An 18,249-nucleotide genomic window follows, 5' to 3' on the forward strand; every position below is an offset into this window, starting at 1 on the left:
GGTTGACCCACAGCGTGCCGGAATAATCCACATAGACGTCGATGTTATCGGCCGCCTGGAAAATTACGCTGGAGCCGAGGCCTTCGCGCGACGAGGCCTGCAATCTCGCCGCCGCCAGCCGCTGCTCGATCAGCGCGGAGAGCACATATTGCTCGGCAAACGTCTTGGCGCCGATGACGTAGGTCGACGGCGCCCGCGCCATCGAAGGGATCAGCGGTAGCCGCGACCAGTGCGGCGATCCCCGACGCTGCCGAGCACGGTGCGGAGGCGTTTGCGCTCGCGCAATCCGCGCTCGATGAGCGTCAAAAATTGATCGACTCGCCGGCTCGCCCTATCGTTTCAGCGAATTTAGTTTTCCGCTTATTTGTCGGGCGTCAGCTTACAGACAGCTAGGCTGCTTATCGGGGAGTCAGGTCTAATGACCTGAACACAATGCAACAGCCATAGGAGTGTGGTCGTCATGGACGGTCGAATTAACAATTGGTCGGATGTTCCATCCGATGATGAGTATCATTACGCAAGCTCCCCGGAGCACGGGAATGCCGACGATTTCGCGGACGCGTTCGGTAGAATGGGATTGCAGGATTCAGGTGCCGGCTCATCCTCGCAGCCGAGTTATTGCCTCACTTCAAGACCTCCCGTTGTTGAGATCGACCGAGCCGAATTCCGGGAACGGGTGAGGAGCTTTCATGGTGAAGAAATCAATCATATTGCCAACAATCCGCAAGAATACTCAGAATTTGTATCCGAAAGAGCTAGGCGCACCGCGGATGTCGCTAGCAGTTTCGCGATCCGAAACGATTCTGATGCCGCCCGATATTACAGCTACCAACTGGGAAATAGGAGCGTCGGCCTCCAAAGAACGGAAGCCGGATTTCCTATGGCGACTGAGTTCACCAGCCAACGGTGGCGAGAACAGTTCCCCGGACGAACTGACGTCACATCAATCGTGGATTTTCAGGTTGCTCATCCGCTCGCCGGCAACGCCGGCGATATTCTGCTCGAGCACCAACTACGGCAAGACGGCGAACGGCCGCTGGTGAACTGGCGTCCTGCTAATGATGAAGCGAGAGCCCGTGCAGAACAAATGGGCTTCGTTGATGTAGATCGCAATGATATGGTACTTGATCCCACCCAGTCCAGCCAGTGGAGATATAGGGATGGTGAGTGGCAGCGTGCAACCAATTCTCCGATGTATCTCTCCAAAGTCAACGCGCCGAGCGATGAGGAATCTTCATCAGAGTCCGACTCGGATGGAGACTTTATGTGACGTGAGATCTCCACCAATCCATGGAGGTGGAGCAGGAGCGCAGACCAACCGACACCTGCGGCTTACGATCGAGCCTAGGACGGAACGAAGCCGAAGCCAATTCGGCTCAATCCGTGAGGTGCACTGTACTAACCGCACCGCGGCGGTTTACGAGAGTTGGCGCCTATAATAGCACAAAAGAAAACCCGGGCTTCCAGCCAGGGTTTTCGACTGCAGCCCGGGCTGGAGGAGCGGATTGCCGATGGCAGGTGCGAGCGTCATTGTGTCCTCACCATCAGAATGGCTCGGATCTTTCCGGGTTCGCTGGGTGAGGAGGGCTTCGTTGACCGTTTTCTTCGTAGGCGGTAATCTCGAGAAGTGTCGAACCAACTCATCGAGCAACGAGACCATCCACCCGGGCTCGTGGGCAGCGGACGCATGGCAAAGATCAAAAAAGGAGCAGCAGCAGCTCGGGTGACATCTCCGTAACGCAGGCAGCCTCGTATTCACTTAGCTTTTTCTTCTTGGCCATCGCTGTCTCATGTCGTTGTCAATGGCGACCACGCGGACTACAAAAGTCCATCACTGGAGTGATGTCGCCTGCGTCGGCAGCTTTGAGCGCCACAATGTAGGTGGTGCGGCGATCATTCATCTTTTGAAGATTCCCTGGTCGGTGTTGAAGATCTCGGGCTTGCCGTGACGCGCCAAAGCGTCCTCCAGTGTCGCGATGCAGAATGCCGCCTCCATCGTGATCGACAGCCGCCACGACAAAACCCGGCGGGTCGCCCAGTCCAGTACGACCGCGAGGTACACGAAGCCACGCGCCATCGGGCACTGTAGGTGATATCCATTGCCCATACCTGGTTCGGGCGTGTGATCTCCATGCCGCGCAGCAGATACGGATAGATCTTGTGCCCGGGCTCAGGTTTGGTGGTGCGCGGACGGCGGTACAGCGCCTCTATCCCCATCCGCCGCATCAGCGTCTTGACATGCCGGCGGCCGATCTTGCACCCCTCGGCAGCCAGCAGACCTCTCAACATACGCGAACCGGCGAAAGGGAACTCCAGATGCAGCCGGTCAAGCCGTTGCATGATCGCGAGGTCGGCGGACGACACCGGACGCGGCAGGTAGTAGACGCTGCCGCGGCTGATCTTCAAAACTTCCGCCTGCTTGGTGATCGACAGATCGTGCTCACGGTCGATCATCGCTTTGCGCTCAGCAATCCCGCCTTGGTGAGCGCGCCCTCTAAAAAATCGTTCTCCAGCGTCAGCTCTCCGATCTTGGCGTGCAGCGACTTCACATCGATGGGGGGTAACGCCGCCGCGGCACTGCTGCCGCCCGGACCGAACACATCGGCGGCCCCGCCTTCAAGTTGCGCTTTCCACGATGTGATCTGATTGGGATGAACGTCGAATTGCTCCGCCAATTGAGCCAGTGTCCGGTCACCCTTGACCGCGGCAAGCGCCACTTTCGCCTTGAAGGCTGTGTGGTTCCGGCGTGCGCGTCTCGTCATCGTCTCTCCTGATTCGCGGGACAATCTTGCCCGCCGTCAGGCAGAAACTCCACTTATCGCCCTGTTCAGATTTGCGGAGCCGGCTCTAGTCTCTCCTTGCTCGCAGAACTGCGTCACCCTCGGAAGGTCGTGCCCGACCTTTGCAAAGCAGCTGGCGCTATCGCCGAGCAATGACTCTCCCGTCTTCTTCGATGCATAAGATAGATGACTTGCTCATCGATGACATCCTCGAAGCGCTGACCCAGGGCACAATTAGCGCGTCAGGTCGGGCAGCAAATCATCACGACCGGGTTGACCAGTTCTGATCGCGTGGGCCGACGGGGTCGAGTAACAAGGAGGAAGGCTGGCTCGATCGAACAAAAGGCATAAACGGCGCCTCAACCGAAAGAGCGGCCTTTTCATTGGCTGGCCGTCGTGCGGCAAGACAGCGAACTACCAGGGTCACGCAATGAGAAAAATCGTCGGAGCAAGCGACTCAACCGCGGAATGAGGCGGTCGCCAAACCTTTCAAGCCGATCGATCGCACAACCCCGCCTATCCAGCTAGTGCTGAGGCTGTGAGGCTGTCCGCATGCGAGTTAGCTCAAGTTAGCGACGATCTATCAAAAGCAGCGGGTCTGTACGAAGCGGACAGAGTTTTTCTGCAGTTTGTAATCGGTCAAAGCCTCAACAATGATTCCAGCGCGCCGTGAGGTGTCGTCGGGCGCCGGGTACAATCAAGAGTTTATCCTTTGTCAAAGATTTGCCGCGACCTTCGAGAGCTGGTGCCAACGCTATAGCCAGTCCTGCAGGGTCCCGGAATGAGAGAATATCTGAACTCCTGTCTCTCGAAGCTGCCGGCCGGAGATCTGGCGGCCTTCGGCGGGCCGGCTACGGACGAAGCGGTCGCAGGATACATCCGTGCCGAGCAGCTCTCCCTCGTGCTTGGCTATTCGCTGGGCATCATGCTTGCCAACGCCTGCAATGCGGCCGTGCTCGCAATTGCGCTTTGGCATTCGCCAGACAGAAACTTTGCCCTGATCTGGGCGGCGATCGTCATCTGCGGCGCGCTATCGATAGGCCTGAAAGCGCGTTCATCACGACTGATGACCAAGCCTCAGTTCGTGTCGCGCCAGGCCATGCACCGCCTGGTACGGAATGCGCTGGTTCTCGGAATCGCCTGGGCAATTGTGCCGGTGGCTTTCTTCGCGAACGCGTCCAACGGCGGGCAACTCGTCATAACATGTCTCTGCTCAGGGATGCTTGCAGGTGGCGCGTTCGCCTTCGCCACGATTCCGGTGGCGGCAGTTGCGTTCACGGCTCCGATCTTCGTCGGTACGGCAATTTGCCTCGCCCGAAACGACGATTTCGCCTATCTCCTCGTCGCTATCCTGGTTGTTGCCTATGGCTTTGTGCTCCTGCGCGGTGTTTTCGCCAATTCCTTTGAATTTACCAGGCGCACGATTGCTCAACTGGAGGCCGAAAGGAGGGGCCGACGAGATCCGCTGACGCAACTGCCGAACCGTTTCGCCTTCAATGAGTGCCTCGAAGGTGCGCTCAACAGACTCGCCCGCACCGGCGAGGAATTCGCGGTTCTTCTTCTCGACGTCGATCGCTTCAAGGAAGTGAACGATAGATTTGGTTACCCCGCTGGCGATGAACTTCTCGTGCAGGCTGCGGCGAGACTACAGCGATGCGTACGGCAAATTGATGCCGTTGCGCGCATTGGCGGCGATAAATTTGCGCTGGTTATAACCAATCTGACCAAGGTGGAGGACGCCTTGGAAGTCGCCGAGCGGTTCGTCAGCGCCTTCGCCGAACCATTCGCGATCGAAAGATGCGAGATCGCGGGGACGACCAGCGTTGGAATCGCAGTGGCCCCGCGCGATGGCGACGTACCTCACGAGCTCCTGAGGAATGCCGACATTGCGCTCTATCGCGCCAAGCAAGGGGGGGCGGGAACAATCTGCTTCTTTGAGATCACCGATGACAGATCAGCGCAACAGCGCAGGGCACTGCAGCGGGATCTGGAGTTCGCGATCGACAGAGACGAACTGTTCCTCCTCTATCAACCATTCTTTGATATTCGCGAGAACCGGGTCACCGGCTTTGAGGCCTTGCTGCGCTGGCGGCATCCGGTGCGTGGAGTAATTTCCCCGACCGAGTTCATCCCGATCGCCGAAGAAACCGGACTGATCCACGGAATCGGTGAGTGGGTGGTCCGGCACGCCTGCGCGACGCTGTCGAATTGGCCGTCGGACCTCAGGGTCGCAGTGAATTTTTCGGCAGCTCAATTCCATAACGCCAGCATCCTTGAGACAATCGTGCAGGCCCTCTCCCAAGCCAGAGTTGCTCCTCATCGTCTCGAAATCGAAATAACCGAGTCGATGTTGATCTCGAAGTACGCGCCGGCGTCATCGATCCTGAACGCACTCCTGCAATTGGGAGTGACGGTGGCACTCGACGATTTTGGAACGGGATATTCGTCGCTCACCTATTTGTTGAAACTGCCTTATACTCGCATCAAGATCGATCAGTCCTTTATTCGGGGCATGTTGAGCCGACCGGAGAGTGCGGCGATCGTAAAATCAATCATCACACTGGCCAAGGACCTGCGGATCGGCGTGGTCGCCGAAGGCGTTGAAGCCGCCGAGCAGTTCGACTATTTGCGACAAGCCAATTGTGACGAAGTGCAAGGATATCTCATCGGTCGGCCGGTCGCAGCCGAGAACATATTCGCTCTGCTCGATCAAGATAAGCAATGGTCGACACCCGGCGCTTGAGTGAAAGGGGTCGCTTCGGCATGGCTCGATCACTTGCGTCGCCAAAAGCAGAGAAGAGGTCGTGCGGCCTTTGAAGGTATAAGCCAAGCATTCGACAAGTTTTGTAGCCACAGCGACCGTGCCGCAAGAGGACTCGGACACTCTAAGGCGATCGCTACCTGCGCTCAGGAATCTGCGACGAGATTGCGCGCTTTAACTGGCGAGACACGAGAGATTGCGGAAGCAGCGGGACAGCGCGCGAACAAGCTGGACCAGGTACGAACGAAGACAATTGGATGAGTGGGGGAGATCCCGGCTCGCGTTCGGCTAAAAGCGGCAAACCCATTTAAATTGCCAGCTGTCAGTATTGCGGAAGCGCAACCGGCTCTTCATCACAGACAATGGGGCTGCAGCATCACCGGCGCGCACCAACCCAGCGGGCTGGTTAGTCATTGCATGGCGGAAGCCATCTCCCTTGAGTCCTTCCTCGCGCCATCTCAGGCGCGGACAGCAGTGCTTTGGAGGTCGATGCTGTTCGGCTCGGGGCGTTGGCAAGGTACGGCGCCACAAGCAGACAAGCTGCTTGATGGAAGCATCGAGCACCGTCTAAGTTGCGTTAATCCGACAGCCTTGACGCGAGGGTGCCTTCCTTCTCGGCGCCGCGCATCCCGATCCTGGCCGCCTCGTCCGCAATGGCCGTAAGATCACCAAATCGACGGACTCAGCAGCAGGCCCGCCGAGGCCCAGATGCGCGATTTCGAGTGTGAGCGCGATTGGTCCCGGGCCAGTGGACGCCGCGTAGCTCGGCTTGCATCGCGAGGGGCGCAATCTCCCACTTTGCCGCTCTACAATTGGCTATTCTATCTATTCTCAAATTGTGAGAAACAGGCTCGCCATACAGCACAACGCCGCCCGCTTGAAATACATGCGAGACGGCGCTGGCTCTAGCCCCCAGGAAGGGTTGCTGCAAAATCCTGGCTCAGACCAGCCTGCGCGATATCTGCAAAAGGTTCCAGATCTTTGAGACCCGTATGATTACGGGGTTGAAGCGAAGCGCCCTGTCGAAGGTTCCACTCGGCGGACGTTAACTGTGATCATGCAGCACGCGTAAATCCCGGATTTGGCGGAAATTGCCCCACCGCGATGCCGATAGCTGCGGTTCGCTTAGAGAACATGTGCCGGCGCGTCTCGCGGGAGCGGCCGGGCCGACGCGCCGCATGGCGGAGATCTCCGTCGTGGTCGAACCGTCTGGGCGCTGGCAAGAAGGCCGGGATCGAGCGCCGGCATGTCGGCATCGTTCGGCTTTGCGACGCAAAAGAAGGGCACCAGCAGAGGGCACCTCCCGCGGCCGAATGCATAGCTCGAAGCGAGTTTATAACCGCGCGCGGCCTGGGCCCCTGCAGGTTCAATTATCTTGCGAGTCCAGCGGGGCGGCCGCGCGGTTCTCCGCGTATTGCATAGGAGAAGGACGAAAGCCGCTATTGAGCGGTTGCAGGCAACGGAGCCGTCGCGCCCTTTCTCGTCACCACGGACTCAACAGCTAGCGGGGCCATCATCGCGTATGCTGAGCACACGAGCGCCGCTCCAACCGCGCGCCCGATTACGACAGCCCTTGAATGACCTGGCTGAGCGATTAGCCAACGTCGTTGCTGTCCGACCGGTCCGAAGCGACCTGATCGTTCAGCGATACGATCGGCAGTCGCTAGATCTTGGCCGGGGGCTTCTCGTACCGGAAGGCCGGATCAAGCAGGCGCGCTTGATAAAAGGGTCAGTGCGGCTGGCCAGATCGCGAACCAGACTGGCCCGTTGTTTGTTAAATTCATCGTGGAGCATGGGATCACCAAAATCTCGATTATACAGGCGGGTCCAGCAGGTTAGTTTCATATCGTTAAGTGTGCGCGGCTTCATCAACGCCATCCTCAAGAGCAGGGCCCGGCGGGCGGCCTTCCTCGATAGAAAAGGGGCTTTTGCGAGATCGCGCGACCGGCGCTGGCTTGGCAATGTCAGCAGCCCTTTACGAAGGCCTTCGGGATACTACACGAGTGGGTAGATCAGAAGCGTTCCGAAAGCTGGGCGGCATCATGAGCTCCTTGCTTGTCAGGAATTGCTCCTCTCGCCCGCTCGCCGGGGCGCGCCGACGGGCATCGCGACGAGGTGGCTCTACAACCTCTGCACCGGCTTGGAAGCCCCCGAGTATGATCTTTCTCTGTTCATACGAAGATCCGCAGCTGGCACGGGAGCGGCTCGACGACCTCGCGCCCCATTTTTCTGAATGCTCGACGAGCGGTCGTCCCGGAGCCTTTCGTTCGAATAGGCCAAAGGCGTCGGCTTTGCGCAGCTGGGTCTTTACGTTCCCCTTTCTCAATACAGCCAAGTGTTCACGCCCCGATGAAGCATTTGACGAGGCTGCGGGGACATGGTCTTCAGTTTCGGCACCTGACTGCGCGATCGAGCTCGCCCTCGCTGACCGCGCGGTTTTTTTGTTCGATGGAGGCTCGTCCTTTTCGCATTTTCATCCTGCGCTCACGTCGCGTGGATGGATGGAGTACCGAATGTTTCCAGCAAAGATTTAGCTTGGTCAGATCACAAGTGGGACGGCAGCCCTCGGGTTTGCTCGCAGCAATCACAATCCCATCAGCTTCTCGAAAGGTTGCAGATGCAAAATAGGAATCTGATTGTCGCTGAACGGCTGCCACCGAGTAAGCCAAGTGGATTGCGGCAGGGCCTGTACCAACACGAGGAGAGCAGGATGGATCCGGTCAACCCATTCTTCGATACAGGAGCCTGGATGCAGGAGTACACCGCCCGGCGGGCGCGCGCGGGCAACGCAAGCCAGCAAGGCGACTTTGAGCGGCGGATGGAGGATTTGGATCTCGTTTCGTCTGACGGGAGCTCCTCAAAATCAGAGTCGCCGGATCCGGCTCCCGCAGCAGACGGGCGAGCAGTCCGACGGAGCGATTTCGGCGGTTCAATGCGGATGCCGCCACACTCCTCTTCAAGGGAGAGTTCGCTCGGCGACACGCGCCGGAGCGTGGACATTCCTCGCTTTCAGCTTCCGGCTTCGGCGCAAGTGTCGCAGTCTGGCTTGCGGGATGATCTATTCAGCAGCGCGCGCTACAGCCTTCCGGACGCAGAGCCCGCGCCTCCGGCCAGGAGCGGCAAAAGCCGCGGATTGTGGTCACGCTTCAAGTCGGGCGTCCGCAAAGCCTTTGGCGGGAGCGGCGGCGAAAGGTCCTCGCGCGACGCGGGGCAGCCCGACGGGTTTTCAACGACGTTTCGCGTGGATTACGCCAGGCAGCCGGGCCGGACGCGCGGCGTGTCTGCGGCGGATGAGGCGCTCATTGCAGACTTCAGAAACAAGGCGGCGGGTAACCTGAGCGACGGCACCATCAAAAATGCGGCAGCCGATCTGCGCTATCTGAGCGCGCGCCTGAGCGAGGCCGGCAGGCCGTCAATTGCCGATCGAATTCAGCGGGAATTGGAAAACGCCCAGCTGGAAAATCCGGAGCTGGAAAACCACCAGCTGGAAGCCGAGCTCGATGAGGACGTCGATACCTATGCAAAGGATCGCGGCAGGCGCATCAAGGCGGCCTTGAAGAAGCTGCGGGAAGTCGGTGCCGGAAACACTTTGGCAGCCGATATCCGCCGCTTGGTCCCCCATGACGCCGACGCAGCCCTCATCGGCCTATGGGCCGCGGCGGAAAAGGCGACACACAGGGTCGAGCCAAAGACGATCGACAGGCAAGCTCGCCGACTGTCCAGGCTGAGTGAGTGGCTGCAGACGCATGACAGGCAGCCGATGGCCGGCCGCCTCTTCAGCGAAGGGTTCGCCCAAGATGTCGAGGAGTACAAGCAGGAAACCGAGGACGACAAGATCAACGCTGATCTAGTCAGCCTTGGCCAGTACCAACAAATCCTTGATGCGAACAGAGCGCTCGGATTGCAGCCACCTGAGGGCGCGGGGCAGGCTTCCGGGGAAGCTGCTCGACAGGCGCGCACGCCGCAGGAGCTTCCTGCGACGCCAGCCACCCCGAGCCAGCGAGCCTGGGATTGGTTTTGGCAACAAATGCAAGAACCTGCATCGCCATCATCCGTGAGGCCTCGGTCGTCAAACATATACGGCGGTCTCGATTCCTTCGTCGACTTGGATCCGCCCACGCCGTACGACTTGCGCGATGATGCGCGCTCTGCGCTACCCCCCGAATTTGCCGGAGCGTCGGCGTTCGCGGGGCAGCCGGGGGGCACGCAGGAACTGCGCGATATTGGGGCGATCGTTGGCGCGAACTGGCGCCACGGCTCCCAGACGGCCTCAACAGTGTTGATTGACGTACTCGGCAATCTCAATCTGCTGCCAAGCCAGTTCGAGCCAAGTCAGCTTGCTATCAACGGTGAGCGCTATTCCGCCACGTTTGGACCAGGCGGGCACAGGGATGTTCGCCTCGTTCATCACCCGCGCACCGGCGGGATCAATGAAGCTGGCCCTTCCCAGCCGCATCATCGTCCTCCGCAGATCGTCAGGGCCGCGCAATCGGGTGAAGGCGCAGTGGATCTTGGGTACCTGATCCGCGGGGGATGGGAGCACCGAGAGCGGTTCCTGCCGCCTTACCTCGTCCGCGCCCTGGAGGGCCAGCGCATCATGCCGGAGGTCGGACGCCCAACCTATTTCGAGATCCGAAGCGTGCCTTACAGGGGCGAGTTGGAGGAAAGCGAGGGCCGTCGGCGAGTTCGCATTTATCCTGAACCCGGCTGAGGAGGCAGTCGCTCTGAAATCTCGCCTGCTCGGCGGACGGCGGTGCTGGCCTTCGGTGTGGTTCTCAACCCGCCCGGCGGGCGCGTTCTTCTCTTCCATCGTCCGCAAGCTGGCTGAACCGGACATGACGCCTCATCTGTGCCCAGGATCACCGGCATCACAACGCGCGGTTCACCGGGCATGATGCTTGCCGATGAGGGGACGGGCCTTTCGCCAGAGCCGGCCTGGCGCGGAATACGAGCTTTGAATCCGGGCCGCCCTACCAGAAGGCAGAGTTTCAGCGTTAGCCGGCGTCGCGCTAAGATGTAGGGACGCTCTGATAACGGCTTTGAGCTACCGAAGGACTCTGGCAGATCGCATGGCACGCTCGCGCGATGCGATCGGCCTTCCCTGTCTCTATTGCTTCTCTCCCCGGCAGACTGCCGTTTGTGCCATCGATCGCCAGGATTTGTACCACCTCGCAAATGACGGGCGACATCGATGGTCAAGCAGATACCCGCGCTGACCGGCATCCGGTTTGTCGCGGCAGCAGCAGTGGCATTGTCTCACGGTGGAAGTCTGTTCCTGGAAGGTACCAGTCTTGCACTCGATATCAGCATCGGGACACTGGGCCTGTTCGGGATGTCCGTCTTCTTCACGCTGAGTGGTTTTGTCATTCAATATAACTATGGCAGCTCGATTGCCGGCAGCCCGCGCAAAGCGATCCCGGAATTTCTCGTGGCGCGCATGGCGCGAATCTATCCGTTGTTTGTTGTTCTCTTTCTCGTCGAATTACTGACCGGCCCGATGGTATGGCCCTGGCTTCCCGGAACCGAGGCACCGGCCGAGGGATTTTCGTGGCACATTGTCCCGTTTCAACTCGGGATGATTCAAACGTGGTTCTTCGCAAATGTAGCCGGTGTCGCGCCCGTCTGGCAGTACGAAGAGATCGGCATCGTCTCCTGGTCAGTGAGTACCGAATGGTTTTTCTATCTGGTTTTTCCGCTCGTTTGCCCGTTCCTTGCGCGGATCAGAACTGTGTCTGCCGCGATTTTATGCGCGATTGGAGCAGTCACAATCGAGCTTGGCATCGACCTTGCGGTGTTCTTGCTTCAGGGCCGCATCAATCTGTTTGCGCTTCATGCCTGGGGGACGGAGGCGGCTCTGCCGAACTGGAAGAACACGCTCATCCTCTGGATCGTCTACTTTTCGCCGTTTTGCAGGGTATGGGAATTCATCCTCGGCTGTTGTTTGGCAAAACTCCATGAAGTGTGGTTGGCCGAGGATTTCAGGCCATCCCGAGCTCTGCTCGATATCGCCGCGATTGTTGGTGTCGGCGCGACAGGCTTGGTGTTCTGGTTTACCGTCCATAAGGCCCCATTCGGGGCGACGATGAGCCTGTTCGATATTACGCGCAACAATATCGCTCTGGCGGCGCCGGTCGGGCTCATTCTTATCTCGGCGGCTCATCCCGTGAGCAGTGCAGGACGGCTGTTGTCGGCAAGCTGGCTTGTCTTCCTCGGAGAGGCCAGCTTTGCCCTTTATCTTGTACACGTCATCATCTACCGGCGTTTTCCGACAGTACGCTGGGAAACCGCCAACCAGCTGCCTGGCCATCTCGGTGCGCTCGCCCTTGCTTTCACTCTGGCGACCTGCGTCGCGATCCTGCTGCATTTCGGTTTCGAGGTGCCGGCTCGAGGGCGAATTCGCAGGTGGTATCAGGCGGCCTCGCCGGAACGGCGCAGGCGCCTGGTACGATTGGGAGGTGCTGGCCTTGCCGCTCTTGTCGCGGCGGCGGCCACGTACGCGCTGCGGGGCGCGACCGGGGATGCCGTCACGCAATCAGGTATCTCGGTCGTTTCTGCCACGTATGGCGGTAACTGCCGCTGGATCTCGGCGCGCGGCAACGCCACGGCTGCGCTTGCAGCAGCCTGTAACGGCAAGGACGAATGCACTTTCAGTGCAGGCATGACGCGGATTAGTGATCCCGCTCCGGGCTGCGCGAAGGAGTTTACGGCCGCCTGGCTTTGCAAGGGGGAGCGCACTATTCGCTCCGGCTCGGCTCCGGTTGAGCGTGCCATGGTCTCCGCTCTGCGGCTCTCCTGTAACGGACTAACGCGCGATGAATGAGCCGCAGGTTCAGACGTCATTCGAATCCCGAAGTCAAAGAAGCGAAGCGTCTTCGGCGCCAGGGTCTTGCTGTCGGCCGCCGCGCAAAGCGCCGGTCGAGTGAGCCATGCGACAAAAGCGACCCGCAGCGAACGAGCGTCTCCTTGCCGCCCACCTTGATGGCTGCGAGACTCTTGGCTAGATCACAACAGTTCACTTATGGAGATGCCGCGTGGCAATGGGTATTGTGAAGTGGTTCAATTCGACCAAAGGTTATGGCTTCATCAGGCCGGAGGACGGAAGTCCCGATGTCTTCGTGCACATCAGTGCCGTAGAAAAGGCCGGTTACACCAGCCTCGAAGAGGGAGCCCGGGTAAGTTACCAGCTCAAGGCCGGGCGTTCGGGCAAGATGTCAGCCGAGGATCTCCGGGTTGGCTGATCCGGTTCGCCTCCGGGAAACTCCTGCCTTGCAGGGCGTGTGCTCGCACCTGTCGATAGGCTATGGACGGTCCGAACCGTACACTGGTGCCCGATAGGCCAGGAGGTGCGCCCGCATGCCACGCCCCAAGTAACGGTGCACCGGCCAGTCCTTCCGATCGAAGCGTGATGCTGTCGCATATGAAGGGCCCGCACAACTGAGTTCGTCTGTTATGAACCATACTGGCGCGCGGCGCTGTGGCTGCAGGACTGTTCTGCTGCGCTGACGTACGGGCTCCGAGAGGACCAGTAGCGCATGAGCTTGATACGCGCGGCGAGGTCAAACCCCAGGACGTCGGTGCGCGGGGGTTAGCCAATATAGTTGAGGTTATCGGCGCCATGTTGTTGACGATGCGCCCCTGACCTTGATCCATTGAGGGGAACTGCAAACACAGCCCACAGCCCATCGGAGACACGGCAAGTGTCCTTCCAGCTGACCGTCCTGAAAGTACTGGCCGGCCAGCCTGCGGGGAGGGCTTCCGTTGCCGAGGTCCGACGGGCCGTGGAGATCCTGATGAACAGCGGCCATGATTGGACCGATCGCATGAAGCGGTTGGCCGAACACGCGCCGGACCTGAATATCTTTTCGGCGAAGCTTGTCTTTCGCGATGCTCTCGGCTGGGAAATTACCGAAGACGGGCGGCAATTCCTCTCTGCTCTCGAAAAGACCGTCGCCGATCAAAGAGAGCCGCATCGGTCAACCGTCGATCCCTCGTCCGGCGAAGTCGCTACGCAAGCGGTCACGGAAGCGGCAAATTCACTTATTCCTCCGCGCAGTCGCCGTCAGAACTCGCGGCGGCGCCGCCGGAAAGGTGGATCCAATCGACGCACAGCATAAAGTGGCTGGCTTTAACTGTCGCTCGATCCATGCAAGGCGCGCGCGGCACTTGGCCCCCTGGTATATGAATGCTGTCGTTCTCGCGCCGCATCGATCCGGTTTACGGGGTTGTGACGGGCCTGGAAGGCACGCATTGAAGGGTGGCTCTCCATCGCCATTCCTCAACGGTTCAGTGGTCGTTCCGCCGAACAGGACCTGCCTGTGCAAAGTCGTATGGCGGGAAAGAGCAAGGCCAGGCCTCGCGCTTGTTGCTGAACGAGGCGAGTGCTTTCTTCAAACCGCCGGCGAACTGCAGGAAGATATCTTGCAGTGTAACCTGGGTCATATGCAGTCCGACTTCTCAACTGCATTATTCGGAGGCGCCAATTTCGGGGGATGCCATGGACGACGAGTTTTGTAGAGAGGGCGCGGATCGTGCGGGAACTTGCAGAGCAAGCTGACCCGTTCATCAAGAACCGCTTGTTGCAGCTGGCTGCCTGGTACGAACGGCGCGTTGGGCAGCCAGAAGAGCAGATCGAGATCGCGCTGACCTGCCCGCGTGCAGGTCGCCCATCCGACCGTCGTGATTTCACAGACGGCGTTTACCAGGACGATCAGGGGCCGCGATCGCGATAGTCTATTTTTCCGTCATGTGCTTAAGCCATATGCGCCGACCGCTCGGGCGGCAGCCCGTCTCAAAGTGCAGCCCGCGGACAGGGCCGGCGACTCGTTCCGGGAGTCAAAAAACCCGGCCTAATTGATGATGGTATGCGCTGGTATCGATTTGAACGCCCAGGCTTCATAAGGTCGATCCCTGCCTGGCCTTCCGCGTCAGAAGGATCGGCCCGTGCTCATCGCATCTGGGGGACCCTCGATCGGCTCACCGGATCTTCTCGTGCAATGACTCGCTAACGATCGCAGCCGAACGATAAGCCCATGCTGATCAAGATCGTGTTGCCCGCTCATGCGGTCGACGAAGGCAAGCTGTGATGTTAGAGGCGCCGGCCCCCAGTCGTGCTACGGACCAGGCAAATCTGGATTCAGCTTCCGGAATCTATCGTCTGCCTTGATGCAGAAGCCTCTTGCCGTCGGGAAAGTTCTCGGCGCCGCATGCGCCATCCAACCCAGCGAGATGTCGAGAGGCGGGCTTTGTTTTCCGGATAGCTACCGCCGAGATCGATGGTTTCCGGCGATCCGCTGCAGCCAATCCAGATGCTTGAAATATCGCGCAAGGGCTACCCCGCACACTCAGCCCGAGAGCGGGCCTTTGTCGGACACTTGCTGCGCCGGTTGTCGGCATTGAGATTCAAATGTCAGAAACCTGACACTGCGCGCCGCTCCGAAGTGCCTGCTGAGCCTGCGAATTCACTTCGGCACGCGATTTGCTCTGTTCACGGCGTCATCACCAATCGAGTGATGGTCTTCGGGATGGACACGGCGCGCTGTTCGCGTCTGGTCCATTCTGACGATTTGCTGTGCAGTGACTTGGCGCTCGGTTGTGGACGGAGAAAATGCAGGGAAGTGTTGGATGCGATCTAGACTTCTTCTTTTGGGAGCCACAACAATTGCGCTCGTCGCGAGCAGCGCAACCAAAGCGGCAGACCTTGAGCCAGGAGTGAAACTGCCGCCGGCAGTGTGGGATCTGGTCCAGGGGCTATATTGGCGGACACGTCGGTGGCGAGTGCGGTCGAACCTCCTTCACCCATCCTTGGGTCGGTCGATCTATGGCGATGCCAACAGGTTCGATGTCACCCGGCGGCACAATCCGTACCTGTCGTTCGGCCAGGGGCCGCATGTCTACCTCGGCGCTGCGCTGCGCGCCCGGAATTGCGATGCGGCTTCCTCGCGCTGTTCGTGCGGCTGGAGGATCGGGCGCTGACCATCGCCGCGGAGGACGTCGTCTACATGCCGTCTTACGTCATTCGCTGCCCGCAACGCCTGCCGGTCACCTTCCGCCCTTCCATTGCTTAGAGAGTGAAGTGCCACCATGTTCGAACAGCCCTTGCCGACGCTGCCGATGTGGCGCGTCGATCACATCGAGCCCTCGCCCGAGATGTTGGCGCTACGCGCCAACGGTCCGATCCACCGCGTACGCTTCCCGTCCGGGCACGAAGGCTGGTGGGTGACAGGCTACGACGAGGCCAAGGCGGTGCTGTCTGACGCGGCGTTCCGGCCCGCGGGAATGCCGCCGGCAGCATTCACTCCGGATTCGGTGATTCTCGGTTCGCCGGGGTGGCTGGTCTCGCACGAGGGGGGCGAGCATGCCCGGTTACGCACGATCGTAGCGCCCGCCTTCAGCGACCGCAGGGTGAAGCTGCTCGCGCAGCAGGTCGAGGCGATCGCCGCGCAGTTGTTCGAGACGCTGGCGGCCCAGCCCCAGCCCGCCGACCTGCGGCGCCACCGCTCCTTTCCGCTTCCGGCCATGGTCATCAGCGCGCTGATGGGCGTGCTCTACGAGGATCACGCCTTTTTCGCCAACCTGTCCGACGAGGTGATGACGCACCAGCATGAAAGGGGCCCGCGCAGCGCGTCGCGCCTGGCTTGGGAAGAACTGCGCGCCTACATTCGCGGCAAGATGCGGGACAAGCGCCAGAATCCGGGCGACAACCTGCTGACGGATCTGCTCGCCGCGGTCGACCAGGGCAACGCGACCGAGGAAGAGGCGCTCGGCCTGGCGGCCGGCATGCTGGTGGCGGGACACGAGAGCACCGCTGCGCAGATCGAATTCGGGCTGCTGGCCATGTTCCGCCATCCGCAACAGCGCGAACGCCTGGTCGGCGATCCATCCCTGGTGGACAAGGCGGTGGAGGAAATCCTGCGCATGTACCCGCCGGGCGCGGGCTGGGACGGCATCATGCGCTATCCGAGAACGGACGTGACCATCGCGGGCGTGGATATTCCCGCGGAGAGCAAGGTGCTGGTCGGCCTACCGGCGACGTCGTTCGATCCGCGCCATTTCGACGACCCCGAAATCTTCGACATCGGACGCCAGGAAAAGCCGCACCTGGCGTTCTCCTACGGGCCGCACTCCTGCATCGGCGGCGCGCTGGCCAGGCTGGAACTCAAGGCGGTGTTCGGTTCGATCTTCCAGCGCTTTCCCGCGCTGCGCCTGGCCGTGGCGCCCGAAGAACTGAAGTTGCGCAAGGAGATCATCACTGGCGGGTTCGAGGAGTTCCCGGTGCTTTGGTGATGCGCGGACGCCGCCGCGGATCGCGATCTTCTCCGCAATTTGCCGGCGCGCCTGCCGCGCACCGATCAGATCAGCCAGCCAACAGGTAACCAAGATGGACGTGCAAGAAACCACGGCAGCATGCCGGGACGCCTTCGCCGAACTGGCGTCGCCAGCGTGCATCCACGACCCGTATCCGTTCATGCGGTGGTTGCGCGAGCACGATCCGGTGCATCGCGCGGCGTCGGGCCTCTTTCTGTTGAGCCGCCACGCCGACATCTACTGGGCGCTCAAGGCCACGGGCGATGCGTTTCGGGGACCGGCGCCGGGCGAACTGGCGCGCTATTTCCCGCGTGCGGCGACCAGCCTGTCGCTCAATCTGCTGGCCTCCACGCTAGCGATGAAGGACCCACCGACGCATACACGTCTGCGCCGGCTGATCTCGCGCGATTTCACCATGCGCCAGATCGACAACCTGCGGCCGAGCATCGCGCGCATCGTCGCAGCGCGCCTGGATGGCATGGCGCCCGCGCTGGAGCGCGGGGAGGCGGTGGACCTGCATCGGGAATTCGCGCTCGCCTTGCCCATACTGGTTTTCGCCGAACTGTTTGGCATGCCCCAGGACGACATGTTCGAGCTTGCCGCCGGCATCGGCGCCATTCTGGAAGGTCTGAGCCCGCACGCCAGCGATCCCCAGCTCGCCGCGGCAGACGCGGCCAGTGCGACAGTGAAGGCCTACTTCGGCGGCCTCATACAGCGCAAGCGCACCGATCCCCGCCACGACATCGTGTCGATGCTGGTCGGCGCACACGACGATGATGCCGATACGCTGTCGGATGCGGAGTTGATCAGCATGTTGTGGGGCATGCTGCTGGGCGGCTTCGCCACCGCTGCTGCGACCATCGACCATGCGGTCCTGGCGATGCTTGCGTATCCCGAACAGCGGCACTGGCTGCAGGGAGACGCCGTGGGGGTGAAGGCATTCGTCGAAGAAGTCCTGCGCTGCGACGCGCCCGCCATGTTCAGCTCCATTCCGCGTATCGCCCAGCGCGACATCGAACTGGGCGGCGTGGTGATCCCGAAGAACGCGGACGTGCGCGTGCTGATCGCGTCCGGCAATCGCGACCCGGACGCCTTCGCCGATCCCGACCGCTTTGATCCCGCGCGGTTCTACGGCACCAGTCCTGGCATGTCGACCGGCGGGAAGATCATGCTGAGCTTCGGCCACGGCATCCACTTCTGCCTCGGTGCGCAACTGGCCCGGGTGCAGTTGGCCGAGAGCTTGTCGCGGATTCAGGCGCGCTTCCCCACGCTGGCATTGGCCGAGCAGCCGACCCGGGAGCCCTCCGCGTTCCTTAGGACGTTCCGCGCGCTGCCGGTGCGGCTGCGTGCGCAGGGGGCTGAGATGGGCATCGTGGTCGACCAGGATCTGTGCGGAACCAGCGG

General features: G+C 60.6%; 8 protein-coding genes and 2 pseudogenes. 8 read left to right on the plus strand and 2 right to left on the minus strand.

Annotated features, from left to right (window positions below; genetic code table 11):
- Positions 1–318: pseudogene (locus H8B02_RS33075) on the minus strand (glycine betaine ABC transporter substrate-binding protein); the annotation flags it as partial.
- 142 nt (positions 319–460) lie between these two features.
- Between H8B02_RS33075 and H8B02_RS33080 the strand changes: the two are divergent.
- Complete coding sequence (locus H8B02_RS33080; protein ID WP_283842278.1) at positions 461–1,270, plus strand: effector protein NopP; 810 nt, start codon at positions 461–463, stop codon at positions 1,268–1,270.
- Positions 1,271–1,912: 642 nt separating this feature from the next.
- Here H8B02_RS33080 and H8B02_RS33085 read toward each other — a convergent pair.
- Positions 1,913–2,762 (minus strand): annotated as a pseudogene (locus H8B02_RS33085) (IS3 family transposase); the annotation flags it as partial.
- A gap of 799 nt (positions 2,763–3,561) precedes the next feature.
- Here H8B02_RS33085 and H8B02_RS33090 point away from each other — a divergent pair.
- From H8B02_RS33090 to H8B02_RS33120, 7 genes are all read left to right on the plus strand, one after another.
- Positions 3,562–5,523, plus strand: coding sequence for a putative bifunctional diguanylate cyclase/phosphodiesterase (locus H8B02_RS33090; RefSeq protein WP_229170076.1), 1,962 nt, complete (start codon positions 3,562–3,564; stop codon positions 5,521–5,523).
- A gap of 2,728 nt (positions 5,524–8,251) precedes the next feature.
- Positions 8,252–10,252 carry a hypothetical protein gene (locus H8B02_RS33095; protein ID WP_229170077.1) on the plus strand — a complete coding sequence of 667 codons (2,001 nt, stop codon included), beginning with the start codon at positions 8,252–8,254 and terminating at the stop codon, positions 10,250–10,252.
- Between the two features lie 480 nt (positions 10,253–10,732).
- The gene (locus H8B02_RS33100; RefSeq protein WP_229170078.1) at positions 10,733–12,361 is read left to right on the plus strand and encodes an acyltransferase family protein; all 1,629 of its coding nucleotides are present in this window, start codon (positions 10,733–10,735) and stop codon (positions 12,359–12,361) included.
- Positions 12,362–12,572: 211 nt separating this feature from the next.
- On the plus strand, positions 12,573–12,779 hold the full coding sequence (locus H8B02_RS33105; protein WP_229170079.1) for a cold-shock protein: 207 nt from the start codon (positions 12,573–12,575) through the stop codon (positions 12,777–12,779).
- 459 nt (positions 12,780–13,238) lie between these two features.
- Positions 13,239–13,655, plus strand: coding sequence for a hypothetical protein (locus H8B02_RS33110; RefSeq protein ID WP_229170080.1), 417 nt, complete (start codon positions 13,239–13,241; stop codon positions 13,653–13,655).
- A 1,966-nt stretch (positions 13,656–15,621) separates the two neighbouring features.
- Positions 15,622–16,824, plus strand: a complete 1,203-nt coding sequence (locus H8B02_RS33115; RefSeq protein ID WP_229170081.1) for a cytochrome P450 — start codon at positions 15,622–15,624, stop codon at positions 16,822–16,824.
- 94 nt (positions 16,825–16,918) lie between these two features.
- The coding region (locus H8B02_RS33120) for a cytochrome P450 (RefSeq protein WP_229170082.1) at positions 16,919–18,249 on the plus strand (1,331 nt) is incomplete at its 3' end.

Source organism: Bradyrhizobium altum (assembly GCF_020889705.1).
In the GTDB taxonomy this organism is placed as follows: Bacteria; Pseudomonadota; Alphaproteobacteria; order Rhizobiales; family Xanthobacteraceae; genus Bradyrhizobium; species Bradyrhizobium altum.